Origin of the sequence: Rhizobium sp. AQ_MP (genome assembly GCF_014237835.1) — a bacterium.
Classification (GTDB): Bacteria; Pseudomonadota; Alphaproteobacteria; order Rhizobiales; family Rhizobiaceae; genus Allorhizobium.
In genome coordinates this window covers 1-20526 of sequence record NZ_JACJVI010000031.1, presented here as the reverse complement: position 1 = coordinate 20526, position 20526 = coordinate 1, and the positions used below count along the sequence as shown (strand labels likewise).

Annotated in this window: 19 protein-coding genes; 7 read left to right on the top strand and 12 right to left on the bottom strand. The window is 59.6% G+C overall.

All coding sequences use genetic code 11. The features are described 5' to 3' along the window. The first annotated feature begins 289 nt into the window (after positions 1-289). The 5 genes from H6M51_RS23505 (at position 290) to H6M51_RS23485 (ending at position 6179) form a co-directional block, all read left to right on the top strand. Positions 290-934: a trans-aconitate 2-methyltransferase gene (locus tag H6M51_RS23505; RefSeq protein ID WP_166599160.1), complete on the top strand. Its 645-nt coding sequence runs from the start codon at positions 290-292 to the stop codon at positions 932-934. Between the two features lie 632 nt (positions 935-1566). Next, a complete protein-coding gene (locus tag H6M51_RS23500; RefSeq protein WP_185812216.1) occupies positions 1567-2781 on the top strand; it encodes an HlyD family efflux transporter periplasmic adaptor subunit in 1215 nt (404 codons plus the stop codon). Then, positions 2778-3950: an FtsX-like permease family protein gene (locus H6M51_RS23495; protein WP_166599158.1), complete on the top strand. Its 1173-nt coding sequence runs from the start codon at positions 2778-2780 to the stop codon at positions 3948-3950. Before H6M51_RS23500 ends, H6M51_RS23495 begins: the two co-directional genes overlap by 4 nt. Positions 3951-3959: 9 nt before the next feature. Further along, a complete protein-coding gene (locus H6M51_RS23490; RefSeq protein ID WP_185812215.1) occupies positions 3960-4673 on the top strand; it encodes an ATP-binding cassette domain-containing protein in 714 nt (237 codons plus the stop codon). 405 nt (positions 4674-5078) lie between these two features. Further along, positions 5079-6179: an HPP family protein gene (locus H6M51_RS23485; RefSeq protein WP_166599156.1), complete on the top strand. Its 1101-nt coding sequence runs from the start codon at positions 5079-5081 to the stop codon at positions 6177-6179. A gap of 107 nt (positions 6180-6286) precedes the next feature. On the opposite strand, the gene H6M51_RS23480 is transcribed toward H6M51_RS23485, so the two are convergent. The 5 genes from H6M51_RS23480 to H6M51_RS23460 form a co-directional block, all read right to left on the bottom strand. After that, positions 6287-8479 (bottom strand): methyl-accepting chemotaxis protein, encoded by a 2193-nt coding sequence (locus H6M51_RS23480; protein WP_246780663.1) that lies wholly within the window; start codon positions 8477-8479, stop codon positions 6287-6289. Positions 8480-8972: 493 nt separating this feature from the next. Then, positions 8973-9638: an iron-sulfur cluster repair di-iron protein gene (gene ric / locus H6M51_RS23475; RefSeq protein WP_407073612.1), complete on the bottom strand. Its 666-nt coding sequence runs from the start codon at positions 9636-9638 to the stop codon at positions 8973-8975. Positions 9639-9750: 112 nt separating this feature from the next. Beyond that, a complete protein-coding gene (locus tag H6M51_RS23470; protein WP_165222409.1) occupies positions 9751-10674 on the bottom strand; it encodes a U32 family peptidase in 924 nt (307 codons plus the stop codon). Then, positions 10671-11648 (bottom strand): peptidase U32 family protein, encoded by a 978-nt coding sequence (locus H6M51_RS23465; RefSeq protein WP_185812213.1) that lies wholly within the window; start codon positions 11646-11648, stop codon positions 10671-10673. Before H6M51_RS23465 ends, H6M51_RS23470 begins: the two co-directional genes overlap by 4 nt. Then, positions 11648-12151, bottom strand: a complete 504-nt coding sequence (locus H6M51_RS23460; protein ID WP_166599153.1) for an SCP2 domain-containing protein — start codon at positions 12149-12151, stop codon at positions 11648-11650. Before H6M51_RS23460 ends, H6M51_RS23465 begins: the two co-directional genes overlap by 1 nt. Before the next feature lie 108 nt (positions 12152-12259). Here H6M51_RS23460 and H6M51_RS23455 point away from each other — a divergent pair, with 108 nt between their 5' ends. Together H6M51_RS23455 and H6M51_RS23450 are read left to right on the top strand one after the other, a co-directional pair. Beyond that, positions 12260-13783 (top strand): UbiD family decarboxylase, encoded by a 1524-nt coding sequence (locus H6M51_RS23455; protein WP_185812212.1) that lies wholly within the window; start codon positions 12260-12262, stop codon positions 13781-13783. Beyond that, on the top strand, positions 13780-14349 hold the full coding sequence (locus tag H6M51_RS23450; RefSeq protein ID WP_185812211.1) for a UbiX family flavin prenyltransferase: 570 nt from the start codon (positions 13780-13782) through the stop codon (positions 14347-14349). Before H6M51_RS23455 ends, H6M51_RS23450 begins: the two co-directional genes overlap by 4 nt. A 19-nt stretch (positions 14350-14368) precedes the next feature. Here the strand turns inward: H6M51_RS23450 and H6M51_RS23445 are convergent, their stop codons facing one another. The 7 genes from H6M51_RS23445 to H6M51_RS23415 all read right to left on the bottom strand — a co-directional run. Then, the gene (locus tag H6M51_RS23445) at positions 14369-15559 is read right to left on the bottom strand and encodes an NnrS family protein (RefSeq protein ID WP_185812210.1); all 1191 of its coding nucleotides are present in this window, start codon (positions 15557-15559) and stop codon (positions 14369-14371) included. Position 15560: 1 nt separating this feature from the next. Beyond that, on the bottom strand, positions 15561-16781 hold the full coding sequence (locus tag H6M51_RS23440) for an NnrS family protein (RefSeq protein ID WP_185812209.1): 1221 nt from the start codon (positions 16779-16781) through the stop codon (positions 15561-15563). Continuing rightward, on the bottom strand, positions 16778-17527 hold the full coding sequence (locus tag H6M51_RS23435) for an ABC transporter ATP-binding protein (protein ID WP_185812208.1): 750 nt from the start codon (positions 17525-17527) through the stop codon (positions 16778-16780). Before H6M51_RS23435 ends, H6M51_RS23440 begins: the two co-directional genes overlap by 4 nt. Next, on the bottom strand, positions 17524-18330 hold the full coding sequence (locus H6M51_RS23430; protein ID WP_185812207.1) for an ABC transporter permease: 807 nt from the start codon (positions 18328-18330) through the stop codon (positions 17524-17526). The genes H6M51_RS23435 and H6M51_RS23430 overlap by 4 nt, the downstream gene beginning before the upstream one ends. A gap of 12 nt (positions 18331-18342) precedes the next feature. Beyond that, the gene (locus H6M51_RS23425; protein WP_185812206.1) at positions 18343-19368 is read right to left on the bottom strand and encodes an ABC transporter substrate-binding protein; all 1026 of its coding nucleotides are present in this window, start codon (positions 19366-19368) and stop codon (positions 18343-18345) included. A gap of 115 nt (positions 19369-19483) precedes the next feature. Then, positions 19484-20167, bottom strand: coding sequence for an NnrU family protein (locus H6M51_RS23420; RefSeq protein ID WP_185812205.1), 684 nt, complete (start codon positions 20165-20167; stop codon positions 19484-19486). Then, positions 20164-20526 (bottom strand): hemerythrin domain-containing protein (locus H6M51_RS23415; protein ID WP_185812204.1); only part of this gene is annotated, 363 nt, incomplete at its 5' end. The genes H6M51_RS23420 and H6M51_RS23415, both read right to left, overlap by 4 nt.

Sequence of the window (20526 nt, the reverse complement as noted above, 5' to 3'; positions counted from 1 at the left end):
CATGGAGGTCGCGCGCTACAATGTCAGCTATATCATCCCCGACTTCCGGGACAGGATGGTCCGCTCCCGGCCCCATTTCGGTAATGATTTCCGCTTTGCGCCTTCAACCCGGTCATAGAGGCCGCCGTCGCGCTTCCATAGAAGCATACACCGCGCCGGCTGTCGTGCCGCGTCGCTTCCGCACCAAAAGCAGCCGGATGATTTCCCTGGGGAACGGCGGCTTCGTAAAAACTTTACGACTGGATGGACCGATATCTGGTAGACTCGCATTCCGAACAGGAACGACTTTATGGCAATTCAAGACCGACAGGCGCACTGGCAAGGGGTATACACTACCAAGTCTGACACCGAGGTCAGTTGGTATGAGGAGGCCCCAGACCTATCACTGACGCTGCTGCATGAAGCGGGACTGATACCGGGAATGTCAGTAATCGACATTGGTGGTGGTGCGTCCCGGTTGGTAGATGCGCTGGTGGATGCCGGTCAGGCCCACGTTAGCGTTCTTGATCTTTCTGGCGCGGCTCTCGTGGCAGCCCAGTCCCGACTGGCAGACACGGCTCATGTGCAATGGGTTGTATCGGACGTGACCGTATGGACGCCTGACCGCGAGTATGATCTCTGGCATGACCGGGCCGCCTTCCATTTCCTGACAACAGCCGTCGATCAGCAAGCCTATGTTCGCGTGCTGGCACGGGCACTCAAAGTCGGTGGCAAGGCCGTGATTGGCACCTTCGCAATGGATGGGCCAGATAAATGCAGCGGCCTGCCTGTTACCCGTTACGATCCGGAGAGCTTGCAAGCTGTTCTCGGCGAACAGTTTAGGCTGGCTACGACGCGGCGGCATGAACACACAACCCCATGGGGGACGGTGCAGAAATTCCAGTTCAGCACTTTTGAGAAGGTCGGAGGCCAAGCGTCCCGCCACCAGTTGTGATCCCACAACGACAGTCCGCTATGGGCCGAACTCGGGCAACATTACGAGAAGCGCGAATTTCGACCATCGGCGGAAGTCACCAAAGATCGGAGCACCTCCCTCTGGCGGTCCCATTGCCTCCAATTCGGGTGTTCATGTTTCAGACTGGCGCTCCCTGAAAACCGTCATTCAGCTTGCTCGATGGTGGCGATGCCGATTGATCGCTGACCAAGCGACAAGCGGATCATGCTTCCGTCTTGAGGCAATGGTCGGCATATTATTTTTGACTGCAGGAGGTTCAAGGCTCCAAAAGCGAGAAGCCGTTGAACTACACGGTTTTCCGTTTCGATCTGCCGAAGCTTGTAAAGCATGGCTATTCTGGACCGCTATACAGACGGCGTCGTGACCAGGGCTGATTTCGGTCGCTAAACGCTGAGCTTGCGTAGCTTTGTCGCATCTTTCCTGAGCGGACATGCGCTTGGATGTCTGGTCAGGCTTACAAATGCACGATATCGAACACAGAAATATATGTTCTGTGATATGTGTTTCGTTGCAGCCTAATCACCTACGCATCCTTGCCGGTTGGCAAGACCGTGACGAAGGTATTGAAGTCAACATCCCATTCAAAGATCGACAGGAACGAGTGACCTGCAATGTCAGCCACGGATGAAAAAAGCCTCCCGATCAATCTGAATCTGTCCGAGCCAAAAACACCCCAGCAGCGCCGCTGGTTCCGCAAGCGGTACCTGCTGGTGTTGCTGGTCCCAGTCTTCATGTTCTCGGGCGCTGTGCTGGGGATGTATTTTCAGCCGACTGGTTTGCAGAAGTTTTACGCGCTGACGGGACTTCAACCCGGCGGCGGCTCAGACGCACCCATTGCCTTGCCGCCTGACATCGAGCTACCGCCTAAAATGGCAGAAACCTTGCTGCCGTCGGATGTTGTCGGATTGGCGCGGGTGATGCCCCGTGGCGATGTTTCGGTTGTCGCAGCACCATATGGGGCTGGGGATGCGCGCATCGCGGACATTCTCGTTTCCGTGGGTGATCGCGTGGAAAAGGGCACCGTGTTGGCGCGGCTCGACAATCACACTGCTCTCGCTGGGGCCGTTCTTACCGCAGAGGCAAATCTCGCCGTGCGCGAAGCAAACCTCATCCAGACGCGAGCGGCGGTAGAGGCAAGCCGCAACGAAGCAAAGGCAGCACTCGATCAAGCCGTGTCCACGGCCGCAGAAGCTGCATCTACGCTGGCGCGAACGGAAGCGCTCGCCTCGAGCGCCGTCAGCACGCAGGCTGCACTCGATGCGGCCCGTGCTGCAGCAGAAGGCGCGAAACTTTCCGTTGTCCGCGCTGAGGCAACGCTCACGCGCTATGACGCAGTCACGCTGGACGAACAGCCCGATGTGATCGTCGCCAGCCGCAATGTCGATGCCGCCCGATCCGAACTGGCCCGTGCTCGGCTCGACCTTGCACGCGCCGAAGTCGTGGCGCCCATCACCGGCACGATCCTCGACATCCATGTCACGCCCGGACAGCGGCCTCCCACCGACGGGATCATGGATATGGGGGACACGGATCAGATGATGGCCGAGGTTGAGATCTGGCAGGATCGCATCAGTGCAGTCATGGTCGGCCAGCCGGTGGAACTGGTAACTCCGGCTCTCGGTGTCACGTTGCAAGGCCGGGTGGATAGGATCGGACTGACCGTGGGACGGCAGGGCCTGATTTCTGACGATGCAGCGGAAAACAAGGATGCGCGCGTCATCCAGGTCTTGGTGGTACTGGACGAAGCCTCCTCGGATGTCGCCGCCCGCTTCACAAATCTCGAGGTCATCGCCCGTATTGACACCACGGTACGGGCCAATCCATGAGCTACCTGCTGCAACGCCTGTTCGGGCGACTGCCCATCGGCTGGCTGCAATTGACCCACAACCGGACCCGCTTTGCGGCGGCACTCGCCGGGGTGGCCTTTGCCAATGTGCTGGTCTTCGTCCAGCTTGGGATCATGAACTCGATGGGTGCCGCAACCTTGCGACCCTATGAATTCTTCCATGCGGATATCATGATCTCGGCTGGCGATGCGAGTACCCTGACCGACGGTGGCAATGTGGCTCGGCAATGGTTGCTGCAAGCGCTGGGGGATCCGGATGTCGCCGCTGGAATGGGTCTTTTCATCGCCAATGTTCCCTGGGACCGTGGCGAAAAGGACATCAGTCTGACGACCTTCGGCGTGGATCCGATCAAGACCGAGTTTCTGTCTCAGGATATTGCAGGCGATCTCAATCTCCTGCAGGTGCGAGACGCGGCAATACTCGATCGGTTGGCCCGAGGCCTCGCCAAGGACGAAGCCGCTTCAATCCGTCCGCAAACGCCTCTGTCCTTTGAAACGCAAGGCCGCACCATCACCGCCTATGCCACGTTCTCCGGCGGAGGGGGCTTCGGTGGCGATGGCTATATGCTGGTTTCGGACCAGACATTCCTGTCGCTGTTCCCGACGCGTAGTTCCTCGGCACCCGACCATATTCTCCTGAGCCTGCGCTCCAGCGCGCAGACAGACGTTGTAATCGCGCGCCTGAAAACCCTGATTTCCGACCCGTCCCTTCGCATACGCAGCTACAAGGATGCAGCGCAGGAGGATCTGCGCTATCAGCAGACGAAGCGTCCGACGGGCATCATCTTCGGGTTCGGCGTGCTGATCGGCGTTCTCGTCGGCATTGTCATCGTCTATCAGGTGCTGTCAACCGACGTGGCCGACCACCTGCGCGAATACGCAACCTTCAAGGCCATGGGCTATGGCCCGCGTTTCTTCCTCGGCATCGTCTTCGAAGAAGCGCTGGTGCTCGGGATCATGGGCTTCATTCCAGGACTAATTGTCGGGACGACCATCCTGACGCTGATGGGAAAGATCACGACCCTGCCTCTGGGGATGACACCTTCGATGGCAATGACCGTTTTTCTCGGCACCATTGTCTTTTCCGCCCTTTCCGGCGCCATTGCGACCCGTCGGCTTGGCGCTGCCGACCCTGCCGATCTGTTCTAGGAGGCTGCGATGGACAGCGAGACAATCGTCGAGGTGCGTGGATTGAACCATTGGTTCGGCAGTGGCGACGTTCGCAAACAGGCGCTGTTTGATGTGAACCTGACGTTGAAGCGGGGCAGCTTTACCGTGCTGATGGGGCCTTCCGGGTCTGGTAAGACGACGGTCCTTACGCTTGTCGGCTGTCTCAGAGCTGTGCAGGATGGATCGGTGCGGCTTCTGGAGAGCGAGTTGAATGGCGCATCGCAGGCACAACTTGTCAACCTGCGCCGCCGCCTGGGCTTCATTTTTCAGGCACACAATCTGCATGAAAGCCTGACGGCACTGCAGAACGTGATGATGGGCGTACAGGTGCATGGCGAAGTGGCCGATAGCGCGGCGCAGAGCGCGGCTGAGCATGCGCTTGGCCTGGTCGGCTTGAGCGACCGTATCACGTATCTGCCCGCAAACCTGTCAGGCGGTCAGAAGCAGCGCGTGGCCGTGGCCCGAGCTCTGGTCTCAAGCCCGGCGCTCGTGCTAGCCGACGAGCCCACAGCCGCCTTGGATAAAGATAGTGCGGCGGATGTCGTCGACCTTCTGAAACGCATGGGTGAAGCACGGGGCACGACGACATTGCTCGTTACCCACGACAACCGGATCCTCGACCGTGCTGACCGTATCCTGACCCTGGAGGATGGTCGCATCGTCAAAACAGATGACAGAATGCATAATCAACGTAGCTACTAGCGTATGCGCCAGACGAGCCGACATGTCATGAAGTCAGGTCCTGTGGTTCCACAAGTCCGCCTGATGCAGCAGTACCGTCTTTCAGTGACCTGGATGAGTGATTTGGAGGGTTAGCGGGTTGGATCGCTCCAGTGCGTCGGGATCGGGCACTACGGACACCAGGTGTCCACCTAGTTGCACCTACGACGAGCACCGTCTACAGCGCTTCCGAGATGTGAAAATAGCATTGAAAAATGCGATCGTTAGTGTCGATCCGCTCGCATTTTGTTGAATGATGTCCCTCGCCAAACTGGCTGACGATTGAAATTTTGATCATTTGCTGAAAGTTTGTGCTTTCGATCGATCGGAATCATTCAATTGCAGTTCTTACGTTCATTTGGGCCGGCAGTGACTGGCACGGCTCCGATGGAGGCTCTGCGCGCGGGCCTTGGAGCTTTCATCGGGCTTTGGCTGACCGGCTATTTCTTGCTGTCTCCCGGCGTCGATCTCGAATATGGCCTCTACCTTGTCGCACCGCTCGGCGCGAGTGCCGTTCTCCTGTTTGCCGTTCCCAACAGTCCGCTTGCTCAGCCATGGTCTGCAGTCATCGGCAATACTGTCGCAGCTCTTGTCGGCGTGGCCGTCTCGATGTTCATCCACGAGCCGGCGTTACGGATCGCCGTTGCTGTCGCTCTTGCGATCATCGTGACGTTCATGCTGCGAGCGGTACATCCGCCGGCAGGAGCCGTTGCCATGACGGCTGCCATGAGTCCGGAAGCTGTGGAGCATCTTGGCTTCTGGTTCGCGCTTGCGCCAATTGCCACGGGCACGGCCAGCCTCGTCCTGATTGCGATCGCCTATGCCAGGCTGACAGGGCGGCGCTATCCATTTCGTCAATTCGACCAGCAGAACAGGCATGGGACATCTGACAGGATCGCTGTTGAACGGCTGGGCCTTTCCGAAGCTGAGCTAAGCGACATCCTTCAACGGTATCGACAGTCATTCAATCTCGGCGTTGAAGATCTGGCACGTCTTATCGGTGCAGCGGAGCTCCAAGCGGCAGCACACCAGACCGGCACTCCAACTGCGGCCGCCATCATGTCCTCGAACCTGATTACGGTGAAGGCAAACACAGATTTGGGCACAGTCGCTGATCTCTTCCGGCGTCATCGTTTTACATCGCTACCCGTGGTCGACGAGAAGCAGCGGTTCCTAGGCATCATCTTCCAGGTGCATCTCATCAGCCGAGCAAGGGAAGATGCACTTCGCCTTGATCGAGGTCTCATCCCCGCTCTGCGAAGGCTAATAGATCCTGAACGGGATAAACCAGTGCTCGCGATCGACATCATGAGTGTCACGGTCCCTCGCGCTATTGCAACAACGCCACTCGGGGCGTTGTTGCCTTTGTTGGGTGATACAGATGTCGATGCGGTTCCCATCCTGGAATATGGGAAGCTCATCGGTATCGTCACGAGAACCGACTTGATCGCCGCGATGGCCCGAGGAATCGCTCGAGCAGACGTTTGATGGCGTCAGTTAGAAGGGCTCAACGCTCCGAACTACGAACGGCATGAGCACCGGCTACGGATCGCTGTGTCGTCCGTCGTGCTTGAGGATATCTGATCTAAGTCGTTTCAGGCCCTCATCCTTTCTGGGACCATGTTGCCATCGGCAGGTGAGGTCAAGCGGAAGCCAAGAAGCAGGCTCTGAAGGGTGGCGCTTTCGCTGGCCAAGGCTGCGCCCGCAGCGTTCATCTCTTCCACCATGGCCGCGTTCTGTTGTGTCGATTGATCCAGATGGTTCACCGCGACATTGACCTGCGAAAGGCCGACTGCCTGTTCCTGCGCTGCGATCGCGATGGCGTCCACATGGCTTGCGGCTTCCTGCACGAGCTCACCAATTTCGGCCAGTCCGGTGCCGGTCTCGGAGACCAGGTCGACGCCTTGGCGAACAGCCAACTCAGAATTGCCGATGAGCCCCGAGATTTCCCGGGCTGCCTGCGCCGAACGCTGGGCCAGCTCGCGGACTTCCTGGGCAACCACAGCAAACCCCTTGCCGGCCTCGCCTGCGCGGGCTGCCTCGACGCCCGCATTGAGAGCGAGCAGGTTTGTCTGGAAGGCAATCTGGTCGATCACACCGATTATTTGACTGATCTGGCTCGATGCCTGCTCGATCTTGTCCATCGCCGCCACGGCGTTTCGTACCACTTCACCGGATCGACTTGCTCTTTCGCGTGCGCTCTTCGTTACGCTTCGGGCCAAATCCGAGCGTTTTGAAGTGGCCGTAACATTGGCTGTGATCTGTTCCAGTGCAGCGGCCGTCTCTTCAAGCGAGGCGGCCTGTTGCTCGGTGCGCCTCGACAGGTCATCCGATGCCGAAGAGACCTCGGATGCTCCGCCGGTGACAGTCGCCACCGATTGGCCAACGCCGACCAGTGCTTGCCGCAACTGCACCACCGAGCGATTGAAGTCATGGCGAAGTTCTTCGAACTGCGGTGCAAAGGCCTCGGTCACCTCGCAAAGAAGGTCGCCGGAAGCAAGCTTTCTCAAGGCCTGGGCCAGTGTGCCGGTTGCCTTGCTCATGCGTGCTTCGGCCTCAGCCTCCGCTGCGATTTGCATGTTAACTCGGTCGCGTTCGGCCTGGTCGCGCGCACGCTCTGCCTCCAGTTCCAGTTCGCGATTTCGGATCGCAGAAAGGCGGAAGACTTCTACCGCTTTGATCATGTCTCCGACTTCGTCCTTACGGTCGGCAGATTGCCCGGTGGGTTCAAGGTAACCCTCCGCCAATCTGCGCATCGAATTGACGAGTGCCTTCAGCGGACGGCTGATGGTTCCTGCCAGAAACACCGACAAGGCGATGACCAGAATGGCCCCGACGATACAAAGGATCAGAACCGTCCCGAGCCGAGTGAATGCGGCTGCGGCGATAGCGCGTGCCTCGTTGCCGAGACGTTCGAGGCTTGCCCTTTCCAGAGCCTTCATTGCGTCAATGCGCTGACTGGCGGCTGCAAACCAGCGGTCGGCACTCAAGTCGCTGGCCGCTGTTGAACCAGCCCCGATCAAGGTCGATCGCGTGGTTTCGATCTCTTTCAATGCGGGTATGGATAGCTGGGAAGCGTAGACGGACTGCCGTTCCTTCTGTTGCAGGGCGAGGAAATTGTCGATCAGAGTGTTCTGCGCACCAGCCATGCGGGCAAAGGGAGCGATGCGCTCGGGGTCAATGTCGCCTGACGTGATGAAACCGTTGCCGGTAGCGCGTTCCTGGCCCGCAATCTCCTTTGCCTGCATGAGCAGGTTATAGGCAATCATTTCGGCGGCGATCCTCGAGCCGACACCCTGGAGGGACAGTTCCGAGGCGATGCCCGAAAGCTCGCCAATCAGGCCGCTGTAGAAGTCGAAGGACTGTTTTCCGGTGAAGGAAAGGTTGTCGATGGATCGCCTGGTGCCGGCGAGGCTTTTCAATGTGTCCTGTGCGGAGCTCCAGCGACGGTTAAGCTCCGCGTTGTCGACGCCCGCCAAGGCATCAGCGAGATCTGGCAATTTTGCCAGAGCTTCATCCGTCAATTGGCGCGCAGTGACCAGCGGTTGCTTGTCCGTGCTGCCCTTTGATCCGATATATCCAGCGCTCTGCCCCCGCTCTCCCTGAAGCACGTGGATCATCTCGCCCATCGCCGAAATGTTCTCGCTCACTTTGACGACGATTTGCATCTGCTGGTAGGAGCGCCACGAGTTCAGAAACTCCATCGAGGCAAGGGTGAGTGCTGCAACCAGGGGGATCATGATCGCAAGCCAGAGGCGTTTGCTGATCGAAAAGTCGGTGATGCGCATCTTTCAGTATGTCCTGAGTTGAGGCATCATGCCGACTATCGTAACATCATGATACGATGTGAATTTTAGTGATTATTTATGTGATTCAGTAAACACTTATCTAATGGATCCGGCGCCGTTTGACGAATGCCAAGCTTCGAGCAAATAAACCTCAGCTTGCGTCAATCCACCGCGTATCTGGACAAGGCTTCAGTCAAAAAACTGCACGTCTTACGCGCAAACTCCAGATGCAAGGACGTTGGTCGATATTGATGGGCGGATCATCGCCTGTCGCCGTGTCGTGGTTCAAGCGATAGCATCCTGTCCATAAGGTAGCCGACATTATCGGCTCCGGCACAGCCACTGATCACGCATTCATGCATGTCACAGATGGTGTCACAGGCTTGTTCCCGCCGCGATCTCGAAACGACCGGAGGAGCGAGTCTGCCGTGCTTCATGCCTCGATCCGGCTTCTGGTTGTTCAGCATAATCCCTCATCCTCGATAGGTTTGCTTTAGAGGGGCCCGCCGGTAAACCGTACAAAGAGCACTTCATTTTCCAGATGCATGTGCTGGACCATGTCGTCGGCAAACTTCTTTGCGCCTGTGTAGAGTGCGCGCCATGAATTGCAGGCACCGTCCGGCAGATGAAATCCACCCGTGACGTGCTCGAGTTCTGTCAGATGGTCTGCCTCGACCTCATGTTCGTGACGCATCTGCTCAATGGGTCTCGTCAGAGCTTGATGGTCGCCGCGTTCCATGAGCGGGAAGAGCATAAGCTCCTCGCGATGCATGTGGCTGTGGAGGTCGCTTTGGATACGCTCGAGGAGGTTTGCCAGGCCGATTGGTGCATCGGGGTGATCGCCATGCACCCGTTCGACCTTGGCCGCGAGAGGGATCAGCGAGATGAGTTCCGCGCGGTGGGTGTCGTGGTAGCGTGTCCTGATATGATTGATCAGATCAACAGTTCCATCCGGTGCTTCTGTCGACGCGGCGTCAACAAGGCCCTGCAATTCGCCCACCAGGGTTTCCGTCGAGAGTCCGGCAGCTTCGGCCGCGGCCTCGATGCTATCAGAGCCACCGCAGCAGAAGCTGATGCCGTGACGACGGAAAAGTGCGGCTGCACCGGGCAGGGAGGTCGCGATCTTTCCGACCGTCTGGCTTGCGTTAAGTTCCATCAAGTTCACCTTACTTGCGCTTCACCTGTTATCGCTGTGGTGCCGACTATGGTGAGGAACGCAGGTCCGGTCGTTGCGCTTTCGCAAACAAGATGTGCTCGTATCCCCTCGTGCGTCAGGGCGCGTTGGCTTTGTTTTTCGCCCGCGATACCCAGGCCGCTCCCTCTCGCGCGTGATGAAATCCGTTGGAGAAGTTGGCGGTGGGATAAGTATACCCTATCAAAGCGGCGGCCTCTTCGGGTTCCATGCTGCCCGACAGCGTTTCCTGGAAGATGACGGCGATGCGCGCCATGTCGCAGTCCTGTGGTGAGAGACGGAAGGCGTTGACCCCGGCTTCCTGCAACTCCTTCAGTTCGTTGAGCAGGAGTTGGCACGTATGCGACATTGTCTGCACGCCATTGAGCACCAGGAATGATTGGCGATCGAGTGTCTTGATTGACAGGCCGTCCGGCTCTTCGCCACAGACGAACTGGCAATTGTCCTTGATCCTGCCCTTGGAACGGGCATGGGCGCAGCGAGCCGATATGGCAAGTGGCATACGACCAAATACCATGACTTCGAGAGCTACATCCGGCGCGTCAGCGGCGATCCTGGCGATCGAGCTGAAGGGCAGTTCGGGCGCAAGACAGATGCGGTCTGCCCCGCGTTGTGCCATCAGGCGTGCGGTTGGACCGTTATAGACGTTGACCAAGGGACCGACGAGGTGTCGGCGGCCCTTGATTAGGCCGATTGCGGAGAGATCGTTGACCTCGATGGGGTGGTCCGATGTCTCGATCAGGTCTTTTACGATACGGCCCTCGCGCTCCAGAGTGACGAGCGCAAGCGACGAAAAGGCCACTGACTTTCCCGCCCGTTCCAGCCGTTCCACCACGTCCGCGAGGTAGGGTTCGATGAAGTGCTGACGTTTGGAGCACACGGTCTCACCAAGGATGACGCGATCCACCGGCGCTTCGTCTGCGATCCGCAAATAGAAATCGCGCCACTTTGGGCCGTCCCAGAGATAGTATACGGGCCCCAGTGTCAGTTCAGTCATGCTCATCTCCAGCGCTTCTCATAGGCGCCGACCGTGGTCTTCTGTCCTTCGCTCAGCGCTCTCAGCCGGGCCAACAGGGGGGCACGCCCTGAGGGGGCGGTTGCGAGCGCTTGGCGCAGCGTCGACACGACTTCGGCAACATAGGCTTTGCCGCGCTGGCGTCCTTCAATTTTTAAGGCGGAGACGCCGGCATCCTTCAGAGCTTCTATTTCACCCATGACGTCGAGCGACACGGGATCTTCAAAGGCGTAGCCAAGAGCATCGCCAATATCGAAGCGTCCCTTGCAAAGGGTGGGATAGCCGGCGGCCTCGCCATGGCTATAGCGGTTGATCGTAAAAGTGCCGAGCTCTGAAACCATGTCGGAGCCGTCCTGTCGGTATCGCACATGGCTCGCCGGGGAGCAGACGCCGTTCATGTTAGGCGATTTGCCGGTGGCGTAGGAGGAGAGCGAGCAGCGCCCCTCGGCCATGATGCAAAGCCCGCCGAAAACAAAGACCTCGATCTCGCATTTGACCTTGCGACCAATACGAGCAATGTCGCTGATTGTCAGCGTTCTCGGCAAGACGACCCTTTTTGCGTCGAAGGCTTCGACGAGAAAATTAATTGCTTCGGGATTGGAAGCAGACGCCTGGACGGAAACATGCAGGCGCTGCTCTGGATAGCGCTCCCTGACATGGGCCATGAGACCGAAATCCGCTAGTATCAGCGCATCGGCACCGAGCCGCACCGCGTCGGCCGCCGCTCTATACCAGATCTCTTCGTCTCCGGCCCGCATGAAGGTGTTGAGAGCGACGAATGTCATGCAGCCTTTTTTGTGGGCATAGGCAATGGCGTCTCGCAACTCGTCGCGGCTGAAATTGAGGCCGGGGAAATTGCGGGCATTGGTCTCGTCGCGGAAGCCGCAATAGACTGCGTCAGCGCCTGCATCGACGGCTTCACGAAAGGCGGCTGGCGTTCCCGCCGGACAGATCAGTTCCATCACTGTATCTCCTTCAGCGACTGGCGTCGTATTCCCTCGACCAACCTGTGAACGATGGGCGCGGCAGGTCCCCCTATCCGCGCGAGATCACGCGGAAGGTCGATATCGCAGTCATCGAGGGCGCTTCTCATCGCAAGCATGGCCTCCATGTCCCCGATCACGCGCAGGTCGCGGGAAAAGAACAGTGCATCAGCATCGCAACGCCCCTCGAGGAGCGCCAGCAGCATGACGAGCGGGGCCTCGACACCCGCATCCGCCGTGAAGGTCTCGCCTTGGCGCACCACCTTGAGACGAGGCAGGTCGGGCTCGATCAGGAAGATGAGGGGCAGATCAGTTGGAGCAAATGAAAACCGGCTGCTCTTGTATGTGCCAAGGCGCTCGAACATGTCGCCATGGGCTAAGAGGAGGAGCCTGAAGAGGCGACTTGCCACGAGCTCAATCGCCACGAGCGGCATAAGCGGCACGGCTTTCAGCGGGAGAGCTAGAATGGATGTTATCTGCATTGCGCCAATTTTGATGGTTTGAACCGGCGCAAACCTATGAGAACGCCCGGCAATCCAGATTGCTCCAGCGCAAAGACGCAACCGAATTCACAGGTCATAGCGGTCCGCATGACACAGAACGCACCGCCTCGTCGCTACGACGGTCTTCAAGCTTTCATGACCGAACTGGAAAAGCAGGGACGGCTTATCCGCGTCGCGCAGCCGGTGAGCCTTGTTCATGAGATAACCGAAATCCACAGGCGCGTCCTGGCAGAGGGAGGCCCGGCCGTGCTCTTTGAGCGCCCGGTCCGGTCGGACGGTGCAGTGTCAGAGATACCGCTGCTTGCCAATCTGTTCGGAACGCGCGAGCGGATCGAACTTGGCTATGGCATCCCAGGCGGCAAGATTGGCGATCTCGCGGACCTTCTGGCCGAATTGCGCGAACCGAGGCCGCCGGCGTCGCTCCGGGATGCCTTGAAGAAACTGCCTGTGCTTCGCTCCGCCATGGCGCTGGGATGCCGCAGGATGTCTCACGCCGAATGCCAGGACATCGTGTTCGAAGGCGAGGGCGTTGATCTCAACCGACTGCCGATCCAGTGGTGCTGGCCCGGCGAACCGGCACCGCTGATCACCTGGGGGCTTGTCGTCACCGCATCGCCCTCCGACCCTAGGGATGTCAATGTCGGCGTCTACCGGCTGCAAGCGCTGGATCGCAGGCGACTGATCACGCGCTGGCTTGCCCATCGTGGTGCTGCGAAACACTTCCGGCAGTGGCAGGCCGTGGGGCGGCATATGCCCATTGCGGTCGTGATCGGCGCTGATCCTCAGACAATCCTCGCAGCCGTTATGCCGCTGCCAGAGACCATGAGCGAGCTGTCATTCGCCGGTGTGCTTCGAGGAAAGCGCGCCCATGTGGTGCGGGCGCTCACCCAACCCCTAGATATTCCGGCCACCGCGGAAATCGTGCTGGAAGGGACTGTTTCCATCGCGGAGACTGCGCTCGAGGGGCCTTATGGCGACCACACGGGCTACTACAATTCCGTCGAGCCGTTTCCCGTCATGACCTTGAGCGCGATGACGATGCGGCAGGATCCTGTTTACCTCTCGACCTTCACCGGCCGTCCGCCAGACGAGCCTTCGGTGCTTGGAGAGGCGATGAATGCCCTCTTCCTTCCCCTCGTGAAACGCCAGTTTCCGGAGATCGTCGATCTCTATTTGCCTCCTGAAGCGTGCTCCTACCGGGCGATCGTCGTGTCGATCGACAAGCGCTATCCGGGGCAAGCGCGTCGCATCATGCTCGGGCTGTGGTCAATGCTGCCGCAGTTCAGCTATACCAAGCTCATCATCGTGGTCGATCACGACGTCGACGTCAGAAACTGGAGCGACGTCATCTGGGCGATTTCCACGCGGTTCGACGCCTCCCGCGATCTCGTGGTGGTGGATAACACACCCATCGACTACCTCGATTTTGCCTCTCCCAAGCCTGGGCTCGGTGGAAAGCTCGGTCTTGATGCCACCAACAAGCTTGGCGCAGAAACCGATCGGGAATGGGGGCGCGTGCTGCAAATGGAGCCGGAGGTCTCGGCGCGCGTCGATGCGATCTGGCGCGAACTTGGACTTGGATCCCTCAAGACAAGGAAAGGTGAGCCATGATGAGGCGTGTCATTCTCGGCATGTCCGGTGCTTCGGGGGCGGCGATCGGTCTTCAGGTCGGCCGGCTCCTGGCGGCCATGGATGATGTTGAACTGCATCTCGTTGTCACGTCAGCAGCGCGCCGGACAATCGCACATGAGGCGGGCAACGAGGCGCTGGGGCGGCTAATCGGGCTCGCCGCTCATTTCCATTCGGAAAGCGATATCGGTGCATCGATTGCCAGCGGATCGTTCCGCACGGCCGGTATGATCGTCGCCCCTTGTTCGATGCGGTCTCTTGCAGCGATTTCGACCGGAATAACCGACAATCTTCTCACTCGCGCCGCCGATGTGCAGCTCAAGGAGCGTCGCAGGCTAGTTCTGCTTGCCCGCGAAACGCCTCTTCACCTTGGACACCTGCGCAACATGGTGGCGGTGACCGAGATGGGGGCCGTGGTGATGCCGCCGCTCCCCTCATTCTACCGCAATCCAGCGAGCGTAGAGGATCTCGTTGCCCATATTGCGGCTCGCGCCGTGGATCTGCTCGGGTTGACGGACGCACCCTTGATACCGGAGTGGAGAGGGTGAGGGCGCTCATGGCTCCCTCCTATCCCTTTCGCGCTATCAACGGCATGTAAAAGACCACGTAACCCAAGAATGCCACGATCCAGGCGATGCCTGCGATCGGCAATAGCAGCATGGTGTGCTGCGGCCAAATTGCGACCGAAATCCTCAGCAGTGCCGAGAGGATGATTGGTGCATAGATGAGCCAGGTTGTCGAGTGCGGGGACGTCAAAGCCTGGCCCGTATGGCCTCTCGTGGCGCGCGTCATCACCGCCAACGTCACGACCCCGACCCCACCTGTCGTCCAGGCATGGATGCCTGCCGAGGCGAAGCCTGAGTGGTCCAACAGCATCGACAGGCCTGTTAGCAGAAAGCCTAAAGGAAGGAAGAGATAGCCGACATGCAGGATCGTCACTAGCGGTTCGTGAAGCGTGCGCTCGGGACACCATCTGGCCTGTCGTACGAGATGAGCAACGCCGCCGACGATCATCAGCGCCCCCGTGGGAAAGCGGAGGCTTTCAAGACCGCCGCCGACAGCGATCCACATCGCCAGGGACAGGCCTCCAAGGGTCATCACTCCAAGATCCAAACGGTCGAAGTTCTGGGGCATGCGTCCCGGATTGTTCGCCTTCAGCCAGTTGCCGGTAAATGCCGGAATGATGCGCCCTGCGACCAGGGAGATGAGGATGAGGATCGCGGACAACGCCAGACGGTCGGCAATTTCGGCGCGTCCATAGCGCTCAATCTCGATATGGAAGAGAACCTGTGCGGCGCTCAGCAGCGCAAGAACGGCGACGATCTTGTAATTGCGGCGGTTCGAGGCCGCGACCAGTTCCTTCAGGACGAAGATGGCGAGCACCGGCAGGAAGGTGAGCGCGACGAGCATTGCGCCGAGCATGCCCGTCAGTTCCGAGAGGCTGATCGTCAGACGCCCGGCGAACCAGAGAAGAAACAGTGCCAGAAGTGGCATGCCCTTCAAACCGGGCCTGCCGGTCCAGTTCGGCACGGCGGTGAGAAGAAACCCTGCTATCACGGCCGGGACAAAGCCGAAGAGAAGCTCGTGCTGGTGCCAGGCCACTGGCGGCAAGAGGGTTGGCACATGCATGAAGCCGAGGAACCAGGGGACCCAGATAGCAATCGATAGGGCGGCGACAAGTGCGCTGCCCGGGAAGAACAGACGGAACCCGCCAGACAGAAGACGCTGCGGGATGGAGGGGCCGGGAATTGTGGTCATGTCAGCACCTTTCCTGATCCACCGTTGCCGGCGACCAGAGCAGAGGAATATAGGCCTTGGCCCAGAGGAGGAAGGAAAGCGAAAACAGCGCAGAGGAGAAACCGTAAGCGCTGAAGGGCAGGGTGAGCGACGGCGCGAACTCCGAGAGGATCCGCAAAAGAACCGACAGGACCAGAAGCAGGATCGCCATCCGGGTTGTCTTTGAAAAGCGCAGCGGTTGACCGGTATGCAGAAGGCCTGCAATCGAGAGTACCTGCAGGACGCCGAGACCCAGCCCCCCCATCAGTGCCAGATGCAGCCCGCCCAGCCAGGGCAGAGGCAGGCCAATGAGGGAGAGGCCGCAGACAAGAAGGCCGGTGCCAGCCAGCGCACTCGACAGCCAAAGACCGCCAAGTTCGAAGGAAAAGCCTTCGCGCCCCACGAACCCCTCGGCGACCCGATCGAGAAAGGCTGCACCGGCGGCTAACATCAGATAGCCGCGCACGGCGTCCGAGAGCGTGGCTGCCTCTGCCACGATCACCAGCATGGTCAAACCCGCTGAGAGATGGACCCGGCCCGGATGCGGTCTGTAAGGGGAGGTCTTTTCCGTCGGATCAAGGATCAGATTGGTCACTGGGACGGTGATGCGGGCAAGGGCGAGACCCAGCAGGCCTAGAAGCGAGAGCCCAAGAATTCTGATTGCGCGGTCCGACAGGTCGTAGGCTTCCAAGGCAATCGCGATCCGCAGTAGAGCCGCAGCCGCCGCAAAGGTGGTGACGAACAGGATGAAACCCAGGAGACCGGTGCTTTTCTTGATCCAGGACAGGCGTAGCGCATAGGTAAGCAGGAACAGCATCCACGCCTGATCGAACACGAGGCCAAGCAGCCATCCGTTCTCGACGGCGAAGAAGCCCAGCAAGCGGGCACCGGCCCAAAGACCTGCAGCCAAGAACAGGGGGCGTCCACTGAGGCGTTGCGTGTCCGTCCATTCCGGTAGGGCAGAGGTCAGGAAGCCTAAAAGCGCGCCTCCGAAGGAGCCGACCAGCATTTCCTGGGCGTGCCAGTGGCGGGGAAGGGAGGAAACGGCAAAAGGTAGATCGAGAGACCAAACCACGACCCAAAGAAAGGGCCACAGCGCCGCATGCAAGGCGGCAAGTGGAAACATCAGTCTGAGGCCTTCGGCGGACATGGCCCTGGCAAGATCGGCCGAGGGAAGCATGCGTATGGCTGCAAGCACACTCATGCCAGCCTCCGCTCGTCATGTTCTTCAACGACGGCAAACAGCGGATGATCGGAAATGAGCCTTCGTGCCGTCTCGAAAATCATTTCCTCACTGCGATGCCCCGGTGTCTCGGGAACAGAGACGCAGTCGAGAATTCCATGGCCGTAGCGGTCGAGAACCGCGATCCGGTGGCAGATCCGCAGCGCTTCATGGATGTCATGGGTGATGAAGAGCCCGCCCTTGCCGCTGTCTGAGGCCGTGGCGACGACGAGATCCTGCATCCGCCTTCGCAAGGCGGCATCGAGCGCGGTGAAGGGCTCGTCGAAGTAGAGGAAATCGGGGTCGGCGACGAGAGCACGGGCAAGCGCCGTGCGCTGGCGCATGCCACCCGACAACTGCGATGGAAACTTTTGCCAGTCGCTCTCTTCCAGCGAAACGCGATCACAGGCCGCTGCAATTCTTGCCCTTCGCTCGGACCGCGCCACGGGGAGGCCAGATAGGCTGAGTGCCACGTTGGCTTCGACCGTCGCCCATGGGAGGAGGCGCGGTTCCTGAAAGACGAAAGCGCAGCGCGCATAGCCTCGCTCGACTTGGCCGTGGCGGGGGATAATCAGCCCGGCGGCGATCTGGGCAAGCGTGCTCTTGCCGCAACCGGACGGTCCGACCAGCGCGACCATTTCCCCCTGGCTGACCTGCAGAGTGACCTGTTCGAGAACGGGGCGGCCGAGATAGACGTGCCCCACGGCTTTGAGCTGGAGGAGGGTCATCGGCGTACGCCCCAGGGTTGGGCGGCTTCCCGCCATGCCTCGGCTTCGGCGCGCAGTGGCTGAACAATTCCATATTCGACACTGATCAGCGCAATGACCGACAGGAGGATCCACGCAAGAGCTGCTTCCACATCGAGTGCGGAACGGGCATTGGCGAGCGCGCCTCCTATACCGCCGGCATTGGCCAGCAACTCGGCCATGACTGCTGCCTTGAAGGCCGTGCCCAGTGCCATGACCAAAGTAGGAAATACCGCATGAAGCATTTGCCGTAGGGATATCTGAAACAGGCGGGCCAGCCACGACAGGCCGGCCATACGGGCCATCTCTTCCAATCCCCGGTCTCGTGTCTGGATGCCCTCGGCTGCACCAACAAAGACAAGCGGCAAGGCGGCGATAGCCGCGGTGGCAATGACCGTTCCGGCCCCCATGCCAAACCAGATCATCAGAAGGACGATCCAGGCAATTGGCGGGACGCCGATCAGCAAGGTTACCTGCGGACGCGCAAGCCTCATGATCGCCGGATGGTATCCGGCCACCACGCCTGCCATCGCCCCAATCACGGCGGCCAGTGAAAAGCCGGCGAGCGCCCTCAGGCTCGTCGACGCCACCAACATCTGATTGTCGGGGTCTGCTGCTAGCTTGAACAGGGTCTGGATCGTCTCGGCCGGTGCTGGCAACACGAAGCTGCCATAGGCTTCGGCTCCGAGCTGCCAAACGGCTGCAAAGACGGCAAGGCCGCTGAAACCCGCCCAGCCGGACCAGAGGAAGCGCGCCACCCTTCCCGCACGATAAGCTAGGCCCATGATGATCCAGCCCTATAGATAAAGTGACGCGTCTGGCATGCGACCGCCCACCATCTCGGGATGCCTCTGTGCCACGGCTTTGAGCAGGGTCTCGATCGGTCCGCGAGCGTCCCGAGCGGCGATGGCGACGAGGTTCGAATAGGGGATCGACGCCTCCAGCACAGGCCATGGGAGTTCAAGCGCCGATGCGGCTTGGCTCGCAGCCGCTGCCGGATTGGCGTTCACCTCGACTGCTGCCCGCGCAAGTCCCGCAAGAAGCGCGGTCGCCTGTTCCGGATGATCGTCCAGGAAGCTTTGCGTCAGGGCGAGACCTGCCTGGGGCATGACCGGCGTACTTGCCGTGACCGTACCCCATTCCTTCTGCATGTCGATGACGCGGTGAAGCGCCTCACCACCGGTACTGGCCTTGAAGATGGCGGCAGAGACCGCCGGTTCGGGTAGGAGCGCCGTGTCGATGCGCCCTGCGAGCAGCATCTGCACAGCTTCGATTGGCGTGCCGGCCCGCTCTACTTTGACCTTGCCGGTCATCCGATGATGGGCAAGCGCCGCATCGAAGACAAGTTCCGGCGTGTCATTGGGAAATGGCACGGTCACGCTTTGACCTTCGAGATCGGCGAAAGTGGTGATCTTCTCATCGCGCGAGACCATATAGAGAAGGCCGTTGCTCATTACGCTGGCCAGTTTCAGGCCAAGACCGCGCGTATGGAGATTTGCCGCCGCCGTAGTCGGCATGACCACGGCCTGCATCGACCCGGATGCAAGACCTGCCCGCATCTCATCCGGCGTGCGCCACACCTTGAACTCCACTTTGTTGGCGACATCGCGCAGCAGGCCCTTGCCAACAGCATAGGCAAGCGTGATCGATGGCCCGGCAGGTGGGCCGTAGAGGACGAGCTGGTCAAGGGAGGAAGCGCGTGCTCGCTTGTTTAGGAAGGGGAGGGCGAGGGTCGCGGCAATGCCGGCGCATAATGTGCGACGAGTTGGTGCATAGCCTGCCGCATCGGCTTCAATAATAACCGTCTTGCTGACCTGTTTCATGTTGTTGGGCATCCCGCTCTACAAAAATTGATTTGTTTACTCATGTTATAGCCGCGCGCGCGCGGATGTTTGACGTAGAGCAAGTAGTGTGTGGAATTGCCGGCTGGAATCGTTCTCAGATGTCGAGCGCGAGGATGGGATCTGCGCCAAACAGTACGGCATGGCCTCCCGCGAGCAGCCAGAATGTGACAAGCAGCGTCACGGCGAGCGCGGCTACCAAATGTCCATCCAGACGCAACTTGGCGCGTCCTGAGAACAGGGCGCTCAACGGAAATATGGATGTTGATCTCTCGATTGGTGACCAGTGGGCCCCCATCCTGCGCCTTGCGCGCTTTTCCGTGACGCCAATACCGACAGCAGAAAACAGACCGAGCCCGCCGAAGACGAGCAGCGATCTCATGTCGCCGTTAGCCGCGACATGGCCGACAGACCAGAGGAGGAAACCCCATAAGACTGGATGGCGCGTAATAGTCGTTATCGCTCCAGGCACGGTGCCTTTCATGAAACTGACAGATGCTGGGTTGGGGCTGATAAGGCCTGCCGTGACCAGGAAGAGCCCGAGTGGCGACAACACGAAATTGGCAAGGGCGTTCCGGGAATCCGGCCGCCAGAGTTCGACATATTCGGTGCTCCAGGCCGCATGCAGGACCCAAATCAGGAGTGCCACGGATGTTGTCGAATAGACCAGAAGGTAGAGCCGTAATCCAAGCGCTGCGGTTAGCCTTCCCCGGATGGTTGGTAAGGCAGGCACCGAATGCAACACCAAGAATACTGCAAGTGCAAGAACGACCTCAGTCATGCTGGGAACACCTGCATTTCGGGTTCCACGTTTAGGAGCTGCTGCAGCAGCATCTGCTCCGCAGTTATATGGCGCCGGACAGCTTCCTGAAAACCGCGAACCATATGGGCCACCGTTTTAAGGCTCAGCCTGCATCGTTTGCGAGCGACAGCGGCCAAAGTGAGGGATAGCTCACGGGCTGCGCGACGGTCGACGCGATGTTCGGACTTGACCTGATCGAGAAGAAGGGAGCCGAAGCATGAGCCGGCATGCAGCTCAAGGTCGGGGTAGAACTTTTGCTCCTCCAGCGTGTGGGCGGCGGCGACCAACGGTTCAATGTGCTTGGCAACCTTCTGGATACCACGTGGGATCTCACCTGT